22 protein-coding genes are annotated in these 18,018 nt (G+C 70.2%); 17 read left to right on the top strand and 5 right to left on the bottom strand.

Annotated features, from left to right (window positions below; translation table 11 throughout):
- Positions 1-160: 160 nt before the first annotated feature.
- From OG272_RS29285 to OG272_RS29260, 6 genes are all read left to right on the top strand, one after another.
- Positions 161-427, top strand: coding sequence for a gas vesicle protein GvpG (locus OG272_RS29285; RefSeq protein ID WP_405895225.1), 267 nt, complete (start codon positions 161-163; stop codon positions 425-427).
- A complete protein-coding gene (locus OG272_RS29280; RefSeq protein WP_328223828.1) occupies positions 424-1,074 on the top strand; it encodes an ABC transporter substrate-binding protein in 651 nt (216 codons plus the stop codon). The genes OG272_RS29285 and OG272_RS29280 overlap by 4 nt, the downstream gene beginning before the upstream one ends.
- Positions 1,067-2,212, top strand: a complete 1,146-nt coding sequence (locus OG272_RS29275) for an SRPBCC family protein (RefSeq protein WP_405895223.1) — start codon at positions 1,067-1,069, stop codon at positions 2,210-2,212. The genes OG272_RS29280 and OG272_RS29275 overlap by 8 nt, the downstream gene beginning before the upstream one ends.
- On the top strand, positions 2,209-2,742 hold the full coding sequence (gvpJ, locus tag OG272_RS29270; RefSeq protein ID WP_326579113.1) for a gas vesicle protein GvpJ: 534 nt from the start codon (positions 2,209-2,211) through the stop codon (positions 2,740-2,742). The genes OG272_RS29275 and gvpJ overlap by 4 nt, the downstream gene beginning before the upstream one ends.
- 192 nt (positions 2,743-2,934) lie before the next feature.
- Complete coding sequence (locus OG272_RS29265; RefSeq protein WP_327732142.1) at positions 2,935-3,207, top strand: gas vesicle protein; 273 nt, start codon at positions 2,935-2,937, stop codon at positions 3,205-3,207.
- Positions 3,188-3,604: a gas vesicle protein K gene (locus OG272_RS29260; protein WP_326579115.1), complete on the top strand. Its 417-nt coding sequence runs from the start codon at positions 3,188-3,190 to the stop codon at positions 3,602-3,604. The genes OG272_RS29265 and OG272_RS29260 overlap by 20 nt, the downstream gene beginning before the upstream one ends.
- A 15-nt stretch (positions 3,605-3,619) precedes the next feature.
- Here OG272_RS29260 and OG272_RS29255 read toward each other — a convergent pair whose 3' ends face one another.
- Positions 3,620-3,742, bottom strand: coding sequence for a hypothetical protein (locus tag OG272_RS29255; protein WP_327728264.1), 123 nt, complete (start codon positions 3,740-3,742; stop codon positions 3,620-3,622).
- 248 nt (positions 3,743-3,990) lie between these two features.
- Between OG272_RS29255 and OG272_RS29250 the strand changes: the two genes are divergently transcribed.
- The 6 genes from OG272_RS29250 (at position 3,991) to OG272_RS29225 (ending at position 8,464) form a co-directional block, all read left to right on the top strand.
- Positions 3,991-4,482 carry a nucleoside deaminase gene (locus tag OG272_RS29250; RefSeq protein WP_327728265.1) on the top strand — a complete coding sequence of 164 codons (492 nt, stop codon included), beginning with the start codon at positions 3,991-3,993 and terminating at the stop codon, positions 4,480-4,482.
- Positions 4,466-5,440, top strand: coding sequence for an isopenicillin N synthase family dioxygenase (locus tag OG272_RS29245; protein WP_405895222.1), 975 nt, complete (start codon positions 4,466-4,468; stop codon positions 5,438-5,440). The genes OG272_RS29250 and OG272_RS29245 overlap by 17 nt, the downstream gene beginning before the upstream one ends.
- Positions 5,441-5,679: 239 nt before the next feature.
- Positions 5,680-6,474, top strand: coding sequence for a hypothetical protein (locus OG272_RS29240; protein WP_326579122.1), 795 nt, complete (start codon positions 5,680-5,682; stop codon positions 6,472-6,474).
- The gene (locus OG272_RS29235) at positions 6,467-6,862 is read left to right on the top strand and encodes a GntR family transcriptional regulator (RefSeq protein ID WP_327728267.1); all 396 of its coding nucleotides are present in this window, start codon (positions 6,467-6,469) and stop codon (positions 6,860-6,862) included. The genes OG272_RS29240 and OG272_RS29235 overlap by 8 nt, the downstream gene beginning before the upstream one ends.
- A 115-nt stretch (positions 6,863-6,977) precedes the next feature.
- Positions 6,978-7,529: an NUDIX domain-containing protein gene (locus OG272_RS29230; RefSeq protein ID WP_327728268.1), complete on the top strand. Its 552-nt coding sequence runs from the start codon at positions 6,978-6,980 to the stop codon at positions 7,527-7,529.
- A 290-nt stretch (positions 7,530-7,819) separates the two neighbouring features.
- Positions 7,820-8,464, top strand: coding sequence for a phosphotransferase (locus tag OG272_RS29225; protein ID WP_405895220.1), 645 nt, complete (start codon positions 7,820-7,822; stop codon positions 8,462-8,464).
- Between the two features lie 14 nt (positions 8,465-8,478).
- Here the strand turns inward: OG272_RS29225 and OG272_RS29220 are convergent, their stop codons facing one another.
- A complete protein-coding gene (locus OG272_RS29220; RefSeq protein ID WP_405895218.1) occupies positions 8,479-9,045 on the bottom strand; it encodes a tyrosine-type recombinase/integrase in 567 nt (188 codons plus the stop codon).
- A 509-nt stretch (positions 9,046-9,554) separates the two neighbouring features.
- Positions 9,555-9,983, bottom strand: a complete 429-nt coding sequence (locus tag OG272_RS29215) for a hypothetical protein (RefSeq protein ID WP_327728270.1) — start codon at positions 9,981-9,983, stop codon at positions 9,555-9,557.
- 334 nt (positions 9,984-10,317) lie between these two features.
- Here OG272_RS29215 and OG272_RS29210 point away from each other — a divergent pair, with 334 nt between their 5' ends.
- The 3 genes from OG272_RS29210 to OG272_RS29200 all read left to right on the top strand — a co-directional run bounded on the left by OG272_RS29210 (position 10,318) and on the right by OG272_RS29200 (position 13,346).
- Entirely contained in the window at positions 10,318-11,259 is a 942-nt protein-coding gene (locus tag OG272_RS29210; protein WP_326579131.1) for a helix-turn-helix transcriptional regulator, read from the top strand.
- Positions 11,216-11,344: a DUF397 domain-containing protein gene (locus tag OG272_RS29205; protein WP_307835260.1), complete on the top strand. Its 129-nt coding sequence runs from the start codon at positions 11,216-11,218 to the stop codon at positions 11,342-11,344. The genes OG272_RS29210 and OG272_RS29205 overlap by 44 nt, the downstream gene beginning before the upstream one ends.
- Before the next feature lie 73 nt (positions 11,345-11,417).
- Positions 11,418-13,346 carry a hypothetical protein gene (locus OG272_RS29200; protein ID WP_327728271.1) on the top strand — a complete coding sequence of 643 codons (1,929 nt, stop codon included), beginning with the start codon at positions 11,418-11,420 and terminating at the stop codon, positions 13,344-13,346.
- Between the two features lie 208 nt (positions 13,347-13,554).
- On the opposite strand, the gene OG272_RS29195 is transcribed toward OG272_RS29200, so the two are convergent.
- A complete protein-coding gene (locus OG272_RS29195) occupies positions 13,555-15,216 on the bottom strand; it encodes an alpha/beta hydrolase (protein WP_405895216.1) in 1,662 nt (553 codons plus the stop codon).
- 178 nt (positions 15,217-15,394) lie between these two features.
- The gene (locus tag OG272_RS29190; RefSeq protein ID WP_327728273.1) at positions 15,395-16,153 is read right to left on the bottom strand and encodes a TetR/AcrR family transcriptional regulator; all 759 of its coding nucleotides are present in this window, start codon (positions 16,151-16,153) and stop codon (positions 15,395-15,397) included.
- A gap of 148 nt (positions 16,154-16,301) precedes the next feature.
- On the opposite strand from OG272_RS29190, the gene OG272_RS29185 reads away from it, so the two are divergent.
- The gene (locus tag OG272_RS29185) at positions 16,302-17,279 is read left to right on the top strand and encodes an ATP-binding cassette domain-containing protein (protein ID WP_327728274.1); all 978 of its coding nucleotides are present in this window, start codon (positions 16,302-16,304) and stop codon (positions 17,277-17,279) included.
- Positions 17,272-18,015 carry an ABC transporter permease gene (locus OG272_RS29180; protein ID WP_326579140.1) on the top strand — a complete coding sequence of 248 codons (744 nt, stop codon included), beginning with the start codon at positions 17,272-17,274 and terminating at the stop codon, positions 18,013-18,015. The genes OG272_RS29185 and OG272_RS29180 overlap by 8 nt, the downstream gene beginning before the upstream one ends.
- Positions 18,016-18,018 lie beyond the last annotated feature (3 nt).

Below are 18,018 nucleotides of genomic sequence, written 5' to 3'. Positions count from 1 at the left end.
TCGCATGACCGCGTACGACTTCGCATGACCGCGTACGACTTCGCATGACCGCGTACGACTTCGCATGACCGCGTACGAAAGTGACGGACCTTCAGCTCGGTGGACGGCCCTTCCAGCTCGATGGACGGCCCATCCGCTCGATTCACCCCGAGGAGGCGTTGTGGTGGGACTGGTCGGGACGATTCTGACGTTGCCGTTCGCTCCGGTGCGGGGTGTCGGGTGGGTGGTCGACAAGGTGCGACAGGTCGCTGAGGACGAGTACTACGACCCGGGGCCCATCCAGGAGGAGCTCGTGAAGCTGGAGCAGGCACGGGTCGAAGGGCAGGTCGACGAGGAGGAGTTCGCGCGGCGCGAGGAGGAGTTGCTGCACCGGCTGGAGGAGATCAGCGCCTACCGGCTCCAGCAGCAGAGGGAGGCAGAGTCATGAACAACGCCACGATGGGCGCGGCCGTCCTCGGCGGTTATCTGCTGGGGCGGACGAAGAAGGCCAAGCTCGCCCTCGGCCTCGGCGCGCTGCTGGCCGGATCCCGGGTCAAGCCCGGGCAGTTGGGCAACGCGCTCGACGTCCCGTTCCTCGGCGACATCACCAAGCGGGTGCGCACCGAGCTGACGGACGCCGGCAAGGCCGCGGCGACCTCCGTACTGACGGCGAAGGCCGACAGCCTGGCCGGAACCCTGCACGAACGCACCGCGGGGCTGCGGGAGCGGGCCGAGGGGAAGGGCGACCAGGACGAAGACGAGGCTGAGGCTGAGGCCGAGGTCGAGGACGAGGTCGACGAGGACGAGGAGGAAGTCCCCGAAGAGGAAGTCGAGGAGGGAGACGAGGAGGAAGACGAAGGGGGAGACGAGGAGGAAGGTCCGGAAGAGGACGAGAAGCCCGCACAGAGACGGAAGAGCCCGGCCGGGAAGACCGGCGCGGGGACCACGGCGCGCCGCGGCGGCGGACGCTCGACGGCTCAGCGCGGCGGGTCCACGGCCCGGAAGAGCGCCCCGCGCCCGAAGAAGAAGACCGCTGCGGCGAGCCGCGCCAAGAGCGGCTCCGGCTCACGGTCGAGGAGGCAGGACGATGGCTGAGGGCAGAACGGAGAAAGGCGGCCCGGCCGGTACCGGCACCCTCAGCAGGACGGGTGAGGAGGGTGCCGGTGTGAACGGGGGCACGAGCCGGCTGAAGGAAGAGCTGGAGGAGTACATCGAGGCCCGGATGTCGGTGATGCTCCAGAACGTGGGGCACGGGCTGGGCGACGGTGCGCGCAAGCTGAGCGACATGAGCGCGGGGACACTGACGTCGACCGCGACCCATGCCAAGGACGCGCTGGCGGACAAGACGAAGGGCGCCGCGGGCAAGGCGAAGGACGCCGTCACCGACAAGGCCAAGGACGTCACCGAAAAGGCGAAGGAGGCCGTCGGCAAGGGGCAACGCAAGGATCCCTCGGGCGGCAGCGGCAAGGGGTTCGCCATCATCGAGGACGTCGACGTGGGTGTCCCGGTGCGCGAGGCGTACAACCAGTGGACGCAGTACGAGGAATTCCAGCGGTTCGCCAAGGGTGTGGTCGGCGTCGAGCAGAAGGACGAGGTCACGACCCAGTGGCACGTCAAGGTCGCCAAGTCCAACCGTCGCTGGCGCGGCACCACCACGGAACAGGTGCCCGACGAGCGCATCGCCTGGACGTCCGAGGGCGACAAGGGGACGACCAGGGGCGTCGTCACCTTCCATCCGCTCGGGGAGAACCTCACCAAGGTGCTGCTCGTCCTCGAGTACTTCCCCAAGGGACTCTTCGAGAAGGTGGGAGGCCTGTTCCGGTCCCAGGGCCGTCGTGTCCGCCTCGACCTGAAGCTCTACCGCACGTTCGTCATGATGCGCGGCGAGGCCACCGGGGGCTGGCGCGGCGAGATCCGCGACGGAGAGCTCCAGGAGCCCGAGGAGGCCGACGAGGCGCGGGACGAGGAGGAAGAGGAGGAAGAGGAGGAAGAGGAGGACGGCGCGGAGGGCGCGGAGGACCGGTACGACGAGGACGAGGAACCCGAGGCCGAGGCCGAGAACGACGACGAGGAAGGCGAAGGGGAGGAGGGAGAGGACACCGACGAGTACGAGGACGACGAGGACCAGGAACCCGAGGGCGGGTACGAGGACGAAGAGGACGAAGAACCCGAGGTCGAGGAGGCGGACGAGGGGCGGAGGAAGCCGAGGTCGAGGAGGTCGAGTGAGCCGTGACCCAGTCAGCCTCCCCCGTTCCCTCACCGTCGCGGAACCCCTATCCGTACGGCGGCGGTCAGGGCTCCAGCGCGAACCTCGCCGACATCCTTGAACGGGTGCTCGACAAGGGCATCGTCATCGTCGGCGACATCAAGATCAACCTGCTTGACATCGAGCTGCTCACGATCAAACTGCGCCTTCTGGTGGCCTCGGTCGACAAGGCGAAGGAGATCGGCATCGACTGGTGGGAGCACGACCCCGCCCTCTCCTCCCGCGCGTCCCGCCCCACCGACCGGCGCTCCCTCGCCGACGAGAACGAGCGTCTGCGCGCCGAGGTGGAGGAGCTGCGGCAACGCGTCGAGGAGCCCCCGCCGGAACTGTCCGCGCCCGCCGCGACCGGCTCGCCCGAGCGCCGCCGCCCCCGTCCCCGCCCCGCCGAGCGGAGGACCCGCGAGGCGGCGCCACGTGAGGAACGCCGTGCGGAGGAGCCGCGACGCAAGCGGCGCAAGGCGGCGGTGGACGACGAGGAAGACGACGACCGGGGCTGAGGACGACGACCGGAACTGGACGACCGGAACCGACTGACGAGAACGGAACGACTGGGGTTGAGGAGGGCTTCGCCGACGATGAGCGTGCACGGCGACCGCGACACCGCCCACTCCCACGGCGACAACGACGGTTACGGCAGGTACGACGGGTACGACGGGTACGACGGCAGGTACGACGACTACGACCGCCCGATCAGCGGGCGGCAGGTGGCGCTGATCGACCTGCTCGACCGCCTGCTGAGCGGCGGCGTCGTCCTGACCGGGGACCTCATCCTGAGCGTCGCGGACATCGACCTGGTCCGGGTGTCACTGCGCGCGGTGATCGTCGCCGTCCGCGAACAGATGGACGACCAGTGGGCACTGGCCCTGCCCGAGCGGACGTCCCCCGAACCCGAGCAGACACCCCCGGCACCCGAGCGGACGCCCCGGGAAGGAGGTGGCGCCGATGACGACCCCCCGGTCTGACGGCGGCCCCCACGCCGACCGCCTCCGCGAGGTCACCGAAGCCGCGACCCGCGCGTTCTCCCTGCTCCCCGCGCGGCCGGAGGAGATCACCCCGCCGCCCACGGGCCGAGCCGGAACGGGAACCGTGGCCCGCCGCCTGCACACCGACCCCGACACCGTGGAACGCGACCTCGTCCGCCTGGTCCTCACCATCGTCGAACTGCTCCGCCAGCTGATGGAACGCCAGGCCCTCCACCGCGTCGACCACGGCGGCCTCACCGAGGACCAGGAAGAGCGCCTGGGCATGACCCTGATGATCCTCCACGACCGCATGAACGAACTCTGCGACCGCTACGGCCTCACCCTCGAAGACCTCAACCTGGACCTCGGCCCCCTGGGCACCCTCCTCCCGCCCTGACCGGCGAAGGCAGCCTCAGCCACCGGGCGTCACCTGGGGGAAGACCCTGCGCACCGCCGTGCTCCACGGCCGCCGCGCGAACATCGTCCGAGCCTGGGTCCGCAGCGCCCGCTCCACCCGGTCTTCGACCACAGCCACACCCCTGGTGATACGTCGGCAGAACACCCTGGCCGCAGGCGTGGTTCAACCGATGCTCGGGCGAGGGCGAACGGCCCCTCCGGCCGGCTGCCGACCCTGGCCCGGCTCTGTGCCGGAGTGTTCCAGACCGGCCCGGCTCGGGCCACGTTTGGAGGGCACTGCTCCGGCCACGGCTCGGGCCACGGCTCAGGCCACAGTCAGCAGGCCCGCCGACTGTAGGCCCGCCGGTTCGGGGGCAGAGTGAGCTCATGAACCAGTCACAGTCACCGCCCCAGGCCGACGCACAGGCACGCGCCTGGCTGGCCACCGCCGTCGAGGAGGCCCGTGCCGGCCTCGCCGAGGGCGGTATCCCGATCGGCGCCGCCCTCTACGGCCCGGACGGCACCCTCCTGGGGCGCGGCCACAACCGCCGAGTCCAGGACGACGACCCCGCCCTGCACGCCGAGACGGCGGCGTTCCGCGCGGCGGGACGGCAGCGGACGTACCGGGGTACGACGATGGTGACGACGCTGTCGCCGTGCTGGTACTGCTCCGGGCTGGTGCGGCAGTTCGGGATCTCGCGGGTGGTGGTCGGGGAGGCCACGACCTTCCACGGCGGGCACGACTGGCTCGCCGAGCACGGTGTGGAGATCCTGGTGCTGGACGACCCGGAGTGCGTGTCCCTCATGCGTGACTTCATCACGAACAACCCGGCCCTGTGGAACGAGGACATCGGTGACATCGGTGACATCGCTGAGTAGGCCCCGCATCCCCACCATCGACCTGCGCCCCTGGCTCGACGGCGGCCCCGAGGCCCGGGCCCGTATCGCCCGTACCGTCGACGAGGCGCTCCAGAGCGCCGGATTCCTCCTCGTCACCGGCCACGGTGTCGACCCGTCCCTGCGGACACGTATCCGGGAGGCCGCCCGCGCCTTCTTCGTGCTCCCCGTCGATGCCAAACAGGTGTACGAGGTGAAGGTCGGGGGACGGGGGTGGCTCGGGCCGGGGGCCGAGGCGAACGGGTACGCGGAGGGGACTCAGACTCCGCCGGATCTCAAGGAGTCGCTGACGTTCGCGACGCACGAGCCGTTCGACGACCCGGTGGTGAACGCGGAGTGGTACGCGCCGAACGTGTGGCCGACGGAGGTGCCGGAGCTGCGGGCGCTCTGCGAGGAGTACCTGGCGCGGATGGGTGAGCTGGAGAACCTGCTGCTCACCCTCCTCGGCGAGGCCCTCGGCCTGGAGCCGGACTTCTTCTCCCGGCACATGAGCCACCCCACCTACGGCTTCAACATCAACTGGTACCCGGGGACGGAGGTCGTCGGCGACCCGGAGCCGGGCCAGTTCCGGATCGGCCCGCACACCGACTTCGGCACGGTCACGATCCTCGACCGGCAGGCCGGGAAGGGCGGGCTCCAGGTGTACACGGACGACGGCGGCTGGGAGGACGCCCCGTACGACCCCGCCGCCTTCACCATCAACATCGGTGACCTGATGGCCCGTTGGACCGGCGACCGCTGGCGTTCCGGCCGCCACCGCGTGCTGCCGCCCCCGGCCGACGAACCCGCCGAGGAGCTGATGTCGCTGGTCTACTTCGGCGAATGCACCCCGGGCACGGTCGTCGAGTCCGTGCCCGCGCCGGTCGGGCGGGTGGCACACCCTCCGGTGGACTCGCACGTCTACCTCCGGGCACAGCTGGACTCGATCACCGTCGACTGACCGATCACCGTCAACCGGCCGATCGCCGCCGACCGAACACCTCTCCCCCCTCCGCCTCGCCACGAGAACCGCCTCACCACGGAACCGCCGCGCCAGGGAACCGCCGCGCCACGGGAACCCCTTCGCCACGGAACCCGTCTTCCCCTCGCGTCACCTTGTATCGAACATTTGACACAAGATCCGGGCCACGGCATCTTGTACTCACCGCTTGATACAAGATGATCCGGGGGGATCTCCGCATGCTCGACACCGCCCCGCTCCAGCACCGGTTGCTCGACCACGCCGACCACTACGCCCGCTGGTCCGGTCTGGCCATCGGCCTCGTGGTCGCGCAGGCCCTGTCCACGCTGGGGGACGTCGAGTTCGAGCAGCGCGTCGTGTTCTGCCTCACGGCCTTCGGCCTGTGCGCGGTGGCCGGTGTCCTGCTCGCCGACGCCCTGACCCTGCGCCCCCAGGAGGCGGTGCGCACCGCGAGTCTCGCCCCGCGCCTGGTCAGAGATCATGTGCCGCCGCACATGGGCCCCCTGATCGCGCTTCAGGGGGTCTCCCTCGTCGTCCTGCTGGTGATCACGGCCGCCACGGCCTCCGTCGACCCCGACCGGATCTTCAGCACGGGGAAGGTCCTCACCCTCACCTGCAACGGGATGCGGGCGACCACCGGCCCCTGGCCCGGCCTGTACTACACCCTCCCGATGTTCGGCGCGCTCGCCATAGCCACCCCCACCTGCGTCTGGGCCCTGCGCCGCATCGCCCACGGTCCGGGCGAGGAGCAGCAGCGCCGCGACCGCGCGTGGGCGGTCACCGGCGCCTGGGGCCTGCTGGTGTCGAGCCAGCAGCTGTACGCCGTGCTGATGGTCTCCCTCGCGCTGACGGAGACGGGCTGCGCCGGTGCGCTGGGCGTGCTCACCTTCTGGGTGTTCTACCCGCTGGCCCTGCTGAACCTGTTCACCGCCGTCTGGTCCCTGGTCACCGTGGTGGCACCGCGGGCCGTCGACGACGAGGCGGCGGCAGAGGGGTCCTCCGACGATGAGTGAGGCCGCCGTCCGCGTCGACACCACCAGCCAGGTCCCGCCGTACGAGCAGATCCGCGCGCAGCTCGCCGCGCTGATCGTCACCGGGCGGCTGGCCGAGGGCGACCGGCTGCCGACCGTGCGCCAGCTGGCCACGGACCTCGGGCTGGCACCGGGCACCGTCGCCCGCGCCTACCGTGAGCTGGAGGCCGGCGAACTGATCCGCACCCGCCGGGGCGCGGGCACCCGGGTGGCGGCGCCCCCCACCGGCCCGGCCCGCCCGCACGCCGTCCAACTCGCCACGCTCGCCCGTGACTTCACCTCGTCCGCCCGAGCCCTGGGCGCCGACACCGAGGCCATCCTGACCGCCGTCCGCGACGCCCTGGGCCCGGACCTCCCGAGCCGCCCCTAGCGCCGACTCCGGGTAAATTATTGAGAATTGAGACAGGGTCGTGATCCTTCGTTCGGTGGGGCGAGGCTGGTCTGAGGGGTCGCTGACTGTGTGACGGTCCGGTCATTCCGGGCGGATGTCAGTAGTGCCTGCGATCGTGTGCGGCGTGGATGAACTCGTGGAACGTGTCGACGCTCAGGACCGTGTGCTGGGGGTAGTCAGTCGGGGGGACGCCGTTCGGGAGGGCTGGCTGCACCGGGTTGGCGTGGTGGTGTGCCGCGACAGGCAAGGCCGTTTTCTCGTCCATCGGCGAGCCGAGCACCTGTCCCGTTTCCCAGGGCACTACGAACTCGGAGTCGGGGGTGCTGCGGGAGTCGGCGAGTCCTATGAGCAGGCAGCTGCCCGCGAGCTCAGCGAGGAGCTGGGAGTGCGGGCGACAGCGTGCCTTCGGTTCAAGTTCCTCAACCGGGGTGGGCTCAGCCCTCACTGGCTCGCGGTCTGTGACGCCGTGCTTCCGGAGATCGTCGCCCCTGATCCGGAGGAGGTGGCCTGGCACGGGTGGCTGACTGAGCCCGAGCTGCGGCGGGCTCTGCAGCTGTGGACCTTCACTCCTGATAGCCAGGCGGTTTTCGATCGATATCTCGCTTGTCGTGCCGCCCCGGCTTCTGCGCGGGAACGGTGCTCATGAGTTGGGTCAGTGGGACGAAGGCCCCGGTCGTTCCGAGGTCCCTGGGAGTGAGGTCCCTGAGAGTGGGGCCGGCGGCGGTGGGGGTGTCCACGAGACGTTCGGCAAGGGTGGTGACCGCTTCGCGGTCTCCTTCGAGGGCCTCGCGCTCGTCGACAGGTTATTGAGAATTCGAGGTAACGACTGGGCAGGGTGGAGGGGTGCCTGAGTCGTCCTTGCCGGGAGGTTTCGTCAATGCGGTTGTTCGTGTCGGGGACACGGTGCGCCGTCCCGCCTCTGCTCGCACGAGGTTCGTGGGTGATCTGCTGAGGTTGCTCGAAGCCGGTGGCTGGGGCGGGGCTCCGCGGTATCTCGGTGTGGACGATACGGGTCGCGAAGTGCTCAGTTACCTTGATGGGCATGTGGCGTGGGAGCAGCGACAGCCTGCTGCTGTGTCGTCGGACGAGAGCCTGGTAGCGGTCGCCCGGCTGGTGCGTGAGTTTCACGACCTGACGGTCGGCACTGCACTGGCTGGAGAGCACGAGGTCGTTTGTCACAACGACCTGTCGCCCAAGAACACGGTCTATCGGCTGGTCAGTGGCGCGCTTCGACCGGTGGCGTTCATTGACTGGGATCTGGCGGCGCCGGGCGCCCGGATCCATGACGTCGCTCATGTCTGCTGGCAGTACCTCGGCCTCGGCCCTGCCGTGGTCGACGTTGGGGAGGCGGCCTGGCGTATGAGGCTGATTGCTGACAGCTACGAGTTGTCGGAGCGGCAACGTCTTGTGTCCACGGTCTTGTGGTGGCAGGACCGGTGCTGGCGGGGCATCGAGGCCGAGGCCGATGCGGGTGACGGCGCCATGGTCCGGCTTCGTGATGCCGGGGTGGTGAGAGAAGTTCAGAGGGCGTATCAGTGGGTTTCCGATCATCAGGGTGCTTTGGAACGCGTACTGCAGTGAGTGCGTGGTGACGGTCAAACCGGGCTGTTGGGCGCCCCGGCACGTCGAGCGATGCCTTCGACGGTCTTCGACCAGCTGGAAGCGCCCAGCGGGGCAACCCAGTTACGGTTCGACGTCGACCGGAACAGCGGCCCGTCGATGCGGCCGGACAGCGTGCGACGTTCGCGGAGAAAGGCCGCGAACAGCTGCGACGAGGTGGTGCCGAAGGCCACCTCCCGGGCCCTCTGGGACTTGGTGGCCTCCGCCCACAGATGGATCAGACGGTGCGCGGGCTCGAAGTCCTCGACGTCGAGATGGACGAGCTCTTCGCGTCGCAGAGCACCGTCGTAGGCGAGCGTGACCCTCAGCCGATTGCGCAGCGATTCCGCTGTGCATGCGGCCAGGATCCGCTGCCAGACATCCTCGTTGGGGATCCAGGGAGCTTGCTCGATATGCCGTACGAGACCCTGGCGGGGTCTGCGGCCGCTACGGCCTGCCTGCCCTCGGCGGACCGGGTTCTGTTCGCGCAGGCCGTCCTGCACCAGGTACTCGTGGAAGGACCTGACCGCGACCAGGCGCTGTTGGACGGCTGCGTTAGCCAAACCCGTCTCGGTCCGAGGCTGAGCCTTCGACGGACGACGCGATGGTCGGTCCAGCATGTGGTGCTCGACCGATGTTGGCTGTGAACTGCCACCACCGGCGAGCACTGACAAGTTCCGCCGAGTCATCGGGTATTTGTCCAGCTTCACGCAGATGCCAGGAGGCAACCCTTACCCCGGGCTCATTCCCAGCGTTCCCCGCAAGCCGCTGCGCATTTTCATGCAGGCTGGCCATCGTGACCTGCGCCGGAACGAGCCCGAGTGGAATTGGCTCGCCCACAACTTGCGCGTCGCGGCTGCTCTCGCAGAAGCCGGCTACGACTTCCGCCTCGTCCTGGGCGATGGCGGCCACAGCCCCAACCACGGTGGGGTCCTGCTCCCCGATGCCCTCCGCTGGTTGTGGCGGTCGGACGAGGGCTGGGTACCGCCTGCAACGATCCGGCCGCAGGGCAGTCACCTGATCGCCTGGACAGGTCCTCAATGGTTCCCGCTCGATTCCACATAAGACCGCCTCACAGCGGGACCTCCTCCAGCGGCTCCAGCACCGAGTAGTCCCCGAAGCTCCGCCGATAGCGCGGATGCCGCGTCTCCTGTGTGTGCCTGCGCTGCCACTCCTCCACGGCCGCCGGATCACTCCGCACGCCCGACTCCGCGCCGCACTCCGTCTCGTCGCCCGACACACACCGCGCCTCGTACTCCGGCTCCGCCGTCGCGTCCTGCGCGATGACGTACGGCACGTACCGGAACACACGGCGCGGGCGGGCGGCTCCGGCGTGCTCCCGTCGCTGATGGTGACGCAGCAGCACGTTCGCGTCGGTCTCCGCGCTCCCGTCGTACCGGGCCCGCGCCTCGTCGCGCCGTACGGCCAACCCGGCGCACGTCGCACAGCCGGGCACGGGAACAGGCGGGCGACCGAGATCACTCTCGTATCTCTGACGCACCTTCACACCCTCCTCTTCGACCGACGGTTGACCGCTTTCACCTGTGCCCCGATCCGCTCCGCCGCAGTCGCCGGCCGCAGCGTCTCCGGGTCCGCCTCCCACTCCCGGCCGCCCCCCACCGGGCGCAACATCGCGTACGGCCCGACCTTGTCCCGGTACTCCCCCACGCGCCGCGTCCGCGGATCGTAGACAAGCTGCCCCTCTGGTTCCACACGCACTCCACAGCCCTGTTTCGTCACTCTGGGTGTACACAGCGTCGCCGAGGGGAACGGTCGCAATCAACGCGGTACGCGTGGCACTGGACCTTTGCCACGGACAGCACGAGGGGGACGTCATGACGCGGCGGAACGCGGAGGGGGCCGGCGGGACCGGGAGTTCGGTGCTGTTCGGCGAGGTCCTGCGGCACTACCGCGAGGCGGCCCTGTTGACGCAGGAGGCGCTGGCGAGGGAGATCCCGTGCGACCGGTCGCAGGTGGCGAAGATCGAGGCGGGGACGAGGGTTCCGAGCGAGCAGTTCGCGAAGCGGTGCGACGGAGTGTTGGACACGGGTGGGGTGTTGGCCCGGATCTGGGCCAAGGTGGATTGGTATCCGGCCGTTCAGCATCCGGACTGGTTCGAGCGCCGGGTGGAGATGGAGGCAGTGGCGGTCGGTTTGCGGCAGTACCAAGAGCGTGTCGTCCCCGGCCTGTTGCAGACGGAGGACTACGCTCGTGCGCTCTTCTCCCGGGCCACCTCGGGCGACGAGGTGGAGGAGCGCGTCCGGGCCCGGATGAGCCGCCAGCCCCGCTTCCTGTCCGACGATGGCCCGCTGTACGTCGTGGTCCTGGACGAGAGTTGTCTCCGCACTGCGGTAGGGAGCCCGGACATCATGCGCGACCAGTGCGCGCACCTGTTGAGTGTCGGGCGGCGCCCCAACATCCGTATCCAGGTGGCTCCGGCCGACCTCTTCGGGATCTTCCGCCCCAGGCAGTCCATGTCCCTGATCGAGCTGCCCGACGAGCGGTGGCTCTACTCCGAATCGATGGACCACAGCCACTTCAACAACGAACCGACGGCTTACGCCCGTTATAGCCGAACCTATGATGTGCTCAGGGCCGACATCCCGTCAGCCCGCGAGTCCGCCGCCCTGATCAGCGACGTGATGGAGGGGTACGAGCATCATGGACAGGTACGAGCTGAGCACGGCGACCTGGATCAAGAGCAGCCACAGCGGCGACAACGGCGGCGACTGCATCGAAGTAGCCCCCGGTTTCCCCGGACTCGTCCCCGTCCGTGACAGCAAGAACCCTGACGGCCCCGTACTGGTCATCAACCGCTCCGCCTGGCTCTCCTTCATAGGGGCCGTTCGGTCGGAGTCGTAAGCGAGCGGGCAGCTTCACCCCTACTCCGAAGCAACTGCCCGTCCTTCCCCAGCTGTTGATACCCACAACAGCTATGACAACGGCAACAGCGCAGACCCACGCCCTCTTCGACATACCCACCGCCCACCAACCCCCGGAGGGACCCCCCTTCGTGGTGCTGGCCGGAGCGCGAGGCCTCGGCAAGAGCACGATGCTGCGGGAGCTGCGGGCGGCGTACCGGGGTCGTGCTCCCGTCGCGCTGATCGACGGCGAGGAGGCGCGGTTCGACCGGCCTCCCCCGGGCCGCCCCCCGGCGTCCTGGTCGCCCGCGTACGAGGCGCTGGCGGTGATCGCGGAGCAGCTCGGGGAGCCTGTGGACGGTGCCGGGCGGATCACGTTCCCCCGGCTGGCGTGCGGGCTGCTCGCCGTCGCGGCCGGTGGCTGGGGGGATCGCGGCCTGTCACGGATCTGCGCGGAGGCCGAGCGGGTCCTGTTGCTGAGCGACACGGGCGGCTGGCTGGCGGGACGGTGGGTGGGGAAGGCCGTGGCCCGGTTGGTGTCGTCGATGTCGGATCAGGGGCCCGTGGTCGAGGCGATCATCGAGGCCGCGCTGGAGGCGTTCAGCGAGGGGATGTCGTCCTCGCACCGGCGGCTGCGCCGGGGCGCCGTCTGGTACCGCGACCACCCGAACGCGGCCGGGAACCCGAAGCGCGGCCTGGTCCTCCTCTCCCGGCACTTCAGGGCGGGCGGCGACGCCCGGACCCACGCCGAGCACCAGCTCGTACAGGCGCTGCTCACGGACCTGGACGACGCGTACGCGGGGGTCGTACCGCGTACGCAGCGGACCGGACGGCCGGTGATCCTGCTGGACAACGTGCAGGAGGCGGCGGGGCGGCGGCTGCTGGAGTCAGTGCTGCGGGGCCGGGCCGACGGCAGGGCCGACCAGGTGACGTTCTTCGCCGGGCTGCGGGGGCAGAGTCACCCGGCGCTGCGGTACGCGGCCCGCCACACCCTGCCGGAGGTGACAGGGACCAGCGGCTGGGCGCCGGGCGGTACGCCGTCGTCGCACGCCCTGCTGGTGTCGTTGCCGCCGCTGTCCCCCGACGAGACGCGGCAGGTCATGGAGGCGGCCTGCGGCCCCGGACAGCCGATCCCACCCCAATTCCCCTCCTCCGCCCACCGGTTGACCGGCGGCAACCCCCTCGGCACGTCGCTCATGGCCGAATCGGCGCGCCGGAACCTCCCCCGAGGGCTCACCGGGCCGGCCGACCTGCTGCTCGCCGACCACGCCGGACGCCCCGCCTACGAGGTGATACTGGACCGTCTCCTCCCGGACGGGGACCACCTCGACGAGCTGACCGTCCTCGCCATCGCCCACGACCACGACTCGGCCGTCGCCCTCGCCGAGTCCCAACTCCCGGTCGGCTTCGGCGCGTCGGGCGTACGGGCGCTGGAAGACCGCCTGGCGGCGGAAGGTCACGCCCCCGCCCCCGACCACTTCGTGGGCGACCCGTTCCTCCGGACCCTGCTGTTGCTGCGACTCCGCCACGGGAACGGCGACCGCCCGGGCCGCACTGCTTGGCGGGACACCCACCGCGCGCTCGCCACCCACTACGGCAGCACCCGCCCCCTCCACCGCGCCCACCACGAACTCGCCCTCGGCAAGCCCGACTTCGCCATCACCCACCTCAGCGCCACGTTCCGCGAGGCGGACCCCCGCACCTGGCTGAAGTCGCTGGTCTTCATCGCGTCGGCCCCCTCTGCGGACGGCCCGGACGACCGGGGCACGGTGGCACTCGGCCGCCCGGACCCGGCCCTTCACGCGCGCGTACGCCGTCTGCTGCACGCGGTATGGCAGCTGACCGATCCCCTCGCCCTACCGGACCCGGAAGTCGCCGAACGCATGCGCCAGGAGCTGGAACAGCTCTCCGCCACCCGCCCGGCCGACGACGTACTCCTGTGGCGGGCGTCGAGGGACTGGCCGGACGACGCGGTCGCGGGCCGCCCGCTGCGCGGGGGATGACCGGAGGCTCGCCCGCGCCGCCCCCGCACCGACCTCTCCGACTCCGACTCCGGCGTCGGCGTCGGCGTCGGCGTCGGCGTCGGCGTCGGCGTCGGCGTCGGCGTCGGCGTCGGCGTCGGCGTCGGCAACGCGCGATGGGGCGGACCTCGCCAGGAGGTCCGCCCCATCTTCTATGGGTCATGCCGGGCAAGGGGTCATGCCACCGGGCTCAGAAACGGCCCGGGGCACGCTCCGGGAGCGGAGAACCGGGGAGCGTGTCCCGCTTCTGGTTCTCCCGTGCCTCCGCGTTCGAGCCGGTCGTCGCCTCGCAGGTCACGTCCTTCGCCGGGAGCTTTCCGGCGAGCAGGTAGCCGTTGACCGCGCCGTCCGAGCAGGCGTTGCCGTTCGGGTAGACGCCGTGGCCCTCGCCGCCGAGGACGGTGACCATCTTCGAGCCCTTCAGGTCGGCGTGCAGGGCCTGACCGCTGGGCAGCGGGGTCTGCGAGTCCCACTCGTTCTGGACGACCAGGGAGCCGACCTTGTTGTTCACCCTGGTCGCCGGTTCCACGGACTTGTCCCAGAACGCACAGGGTTTGATGCTGGACGCGAAGTCACCGAAGAGGGGATACCGGCGCTTGTCCGCGATGGCATCCCGTCGGTAGCTCTCAGGATCGCGGGACCACGCGGCCGAGTTGTCGCCGCACACCACGGCCCAGAAGCTCGCCATCGAGTTGTCGGACGGCACCTCGGCGCCACCGCCGGCGGCGCCTGCCGTCCCGGTCCCCGCGGAGCCGGCGAACACCGCGAGCTTCTTCGCGGAGGCGGGCTTGCCGGCCGCGGCCTTCTTCAGCTCCACCATTGCCTCGGAGGCGTACTCCGGGCTGAAGACCGCCCCGCGCATACCGATCCGGATGTCATCACCGGTGGTCGGCTGCCCCTCCACCTCGATGGGCTTCTTCTCGGCCCGCGCGACCAGGTCCCAGAAGGTCCGGTCGACCTTCTTCGGGGTGTCACCGAGGCCGTAGGTCGCCGAACGCGCGGCGGCCCACTCGGTCCACCGGTCGAACGCGGGCTCGGCACCCTCCGCCCACCACTGGATCATCCCTCGCCAGGCCCGCGCCGGTTCGACCGCGCTGTCCAGCACGAACCGGTCGGCCCGGCCCGGGAAGAGCTGGGTGTAGACGGCGCCGAGGTAGGTGCCGTACGAGTAACCCAGGTACGAGATCTTCTTCTCACCGAGGATCGCCCGGATCAGATCCATGTCACGCGCGGTGTTGCGCGTGGTGATGTGCCGGAGCGTGGCGCCCGCTTTCTTCTCGCACTTGTTCGCGACGCCGCGTGCCCAGGCGACGTCCTTGGCGAACGTCGCCTTCTTGTAGGGCCGCAGCCAGTCCTCCTCCTTCGGCTTCAGACCGCAGGAGACCGGGCTGCTCCGTCCCACACCGCGCGGGTCGAAGCCGATGAGGTCGTACTTCCGCTGTGTGGCTTTGGGGAGCATCTCCTGGATCCCCAGCGGCATGTAGAGCCCCGAGCCCCCGGGGCCACCGGGGTTGGAGAACAGGACACCGTGGCGCTTGTCGGGCGCGGTGCTCTTGAGCCGGGATATGGCCAGGTCGATCCGCTTGCCGCCGGGGGCCCGGTAGTCCAGCGGGACCTTGATGGTGGCGCACTGGAACTTCGCGGGAGCGTCGGCGTCGCACCGCTTCCACTTCGGCTTCTGCTTCACATACCGGTCCAGCGCGCCCTCGGCGGCGGACGAGGAGGCGGTCGAGCGGGAGACGGCCGACGGGGAGGCCGCCGGAGCGGCGGTGGCCGTCGAGGTGGCGAGTGCGGGAGCCAGCGTTGCCGTGACACTCACGGCTAACAGGGGCAGGAGACGTCGTCTGCGCACGAAATCGATCCTTCCGGTCACATGTTCGGACAGGAAAGATCATTCAGGAAGCGGCCATGCATGCGGATCCCTCGCCGGGCCGCGCCTCCCTCCACCCTGGGAATGACACAACAGTGTTGGGTGATACCTGAGTTGTAGGGGAAGAGGTCGTGTTCTCAGGGACGCGGGGAGGCCGGCTTCAGCGTCGCGACTCGACCAGGACCTCGATGCCGTCGAGCACCCGGTCGAGCCCGAAGTCGAAGTCGAAGTCGGTGTCGCCCTCGTCCCCGTGCTCGAACACGCCCGAGCCGAGGAGCCGCGCGATGGCGGGGTGCCGCTCGGCGTCGGTGAGCGCCCCGAGCGCCGCCGTGTAACGCCGCAGAGACTCGTCGGGCCCGACCCCGCTCGCCCGCATCCCGGCCTCCAGGTCGGACGTCAGTACGGATTCGTTCCGTACGTAGCCGCCCACCAGCATCAGCACGGAGAGCTTCTCCTCCTCGCGCAGGCCGGTGCCGTCCAGCCCCGCGAGCGCCGCCTCCATCCAGGCCAGGGAGTTGGGGCCGATGGGCGGTCCCGAGGTCGGGATGCGCAGCACCCACAGGTTCCGGCGGAAGACCGCCCGCTGCGCCCGCGCCCACCACGCGAGGCACTCGCGCCACCCCGACCCGGACGGCGGCCCCTCGGGCGGCACGCCCACGGCCGCCTCCAGCATCAGCACATAGAGCTCGTCCTTGGCGCCGACATAGCGGTAGAGCGACATGGGCGAGACGCCGAGTTCCTTGGCGATCCGCCCCATGGACACCGCGCCGAGCCCCTCGGCGGCCGCGATCCACACGGCCGTGTCCACGATCCGGTCGAGACTCAGCCCGGGCCGCGGCCCCTTCGCGGGGCGTTCGCGCAAGCCCCAGGCCACTTCGAGGCTCACGGGCAGCCCCGTCCCGCTCTCCGTGTCCGCCACGTACGCCTCCCTCGTCACCCCGGTCGCCCTCCGGTCCTCGACCCCGGCTTGACGCACATCCTATTTCTGCGTAACCCTTACACAGTAATGCGTAAGGGTTACGCAGTTGACTGGCGACAGAGACACAGAGACACAGAGATGAGGGGCGATGCCAGAGCACCCGTCCGACCCGCACCCGTCCGACGCATATACGCACCCGGCCATCGAGGCCACCGGCCTGACCAAGTCCTACGGTGACCTCCAGGTCCTGCGCGGCGTGGACCTCACCGTCCCGCGTGGCGCCGTCCACGCCCTGCTCGGCCCCAACGGGGCGGGCAAGACCACCGCCGTACGCATCCTGGCCACGCTCTCGACCGCCGACGCGGGCACGGCCCGGGTGGCCGGGCACGACATCCGCACCGCGCGCTCCAGGGTCCGCCGGGCGATCAGCCTGACCGGTCAGTTCGCGGCGGTCGACGAGATGCAGACGGGCACCGAGAACCTGCGCATGATGACCCGCCTGGCGGGCCGCGGCCGCCCGGCCGCGCGCGCCAGGGCGGCGGAACTCCTCGACCGCTTCGACCTCACCGGCGCGGCCGACCGCCTCGTGAAGACGTACTCCGGAGGCATGCGCCGCCGCCTGGACCTGGCCGCATCCCTGGTCGGCGACCCCGAGGTGATCTTCCTCGACGAGCCGACCACGGGCCTGGACCCACGCAGCCGCGCCGCCCTCTGGGACGTCGTACGCGAACTGTCCGCCCAAGGCACCACGGTCTTCCTGACCACCCAGTACCTGGAAGAGGCCGACCAGTTGGCGGATCGCATCGCGGTACTCCACAAGGGCGTCCTGGCCGCCGAGGGCACCTCGGCCGAGCTGAAGCGACGCGTCGCGGGCCACCGCCTCGACCTGGTCCTCGCCGACTCGGCGAGCTTCCTGCGCCTGGCGTCCCGGGCCACCCACACCGATCCCGACACCCGCACCCTGGGCATCCCCACCGACGGCTCGGCCGCCCACATCCGCGCCCTGCTGGACGAGTTGGACCCCACCCGCACCACCGTCTCGCGCTTCTCCGTCCACACGGCGACCCTCGACGACGTCTTCCTCGCACTCACCCGGTCCCCCGCCGCGGAGCCCGCCCATGTCTGACGCCCTGATCATGACCGGCCGCTCGCTGCGCCTGAGCCGCCGCAACATCGACGCCCTCATCACCTCGATGGCCCTGCCGGTGATGATGCTGCTGATCTTCGTCTACTTCTTCGGCGGCGCGATCGACACCGGCACGCGGTACGTCACCTACGTCGTCCCCGGTGTCCTCCTCCTCTGCGCGGGCTTCGGCTCGGCCAACACGGCGATGGCGGTGACGGAGGACCTCAAGAGCGGCATCATCGACCGCTTCCGCTCCCTGGACATCGGCGGCACCCCGATCCTCACCGGCCACGTGCTGGCATCGGCGGCCCGCAACTCACTGGCCACCACCCTGGTCCTCTGCCTGGCCTTCGCCATCGGCTTCCGCCCCTCGGCCACCCTCTCGGGCTGGCTGGCGGCGGCGGCCGTCCTCCTGGCCTACATCCTCGCCCTGTCCTGGCTGTCGGCCGCGATCGGCCTCTTCGTCAAGTCCTCCGAAGCGGCGGGCGGCTTCACCTTCTTCGTCAGCTTCCTCCCCTACCCCAGCAGCGCCTTCGTCCCGACCGACACGATGCCCGGCTGGCTCCAGGGCTTCGCGGCCCATCAGCCGGTGACCCAGGTGATCGAGACCCTCCGGGGGCTGCTGCTCGGGCAGCCGGTGGGAACCACGCCGTGGGTGGCGCTGGCCTGGTGTGCGGGAATCCTGGCGGTCTCGGCGGGGGCTTCGGGGCTTCTCTTCAGGAGGCGGACGGCGTGAGCC

It is taken from the genome of Streptomyces sp. NBC_00104 (genome assembly GCF_045160825.1).
Taxonomy (GTDB): Bacteria; Actinomycetota; Actinomycetes; order Streptomycetales; family Streptomycetaceae; genus Streptomyces.
The sequence above is the reverse complement of the archived record's forward strand: the minus strand, read 5'-3'. Positions and strand labels throughout refer to the sequence as shown.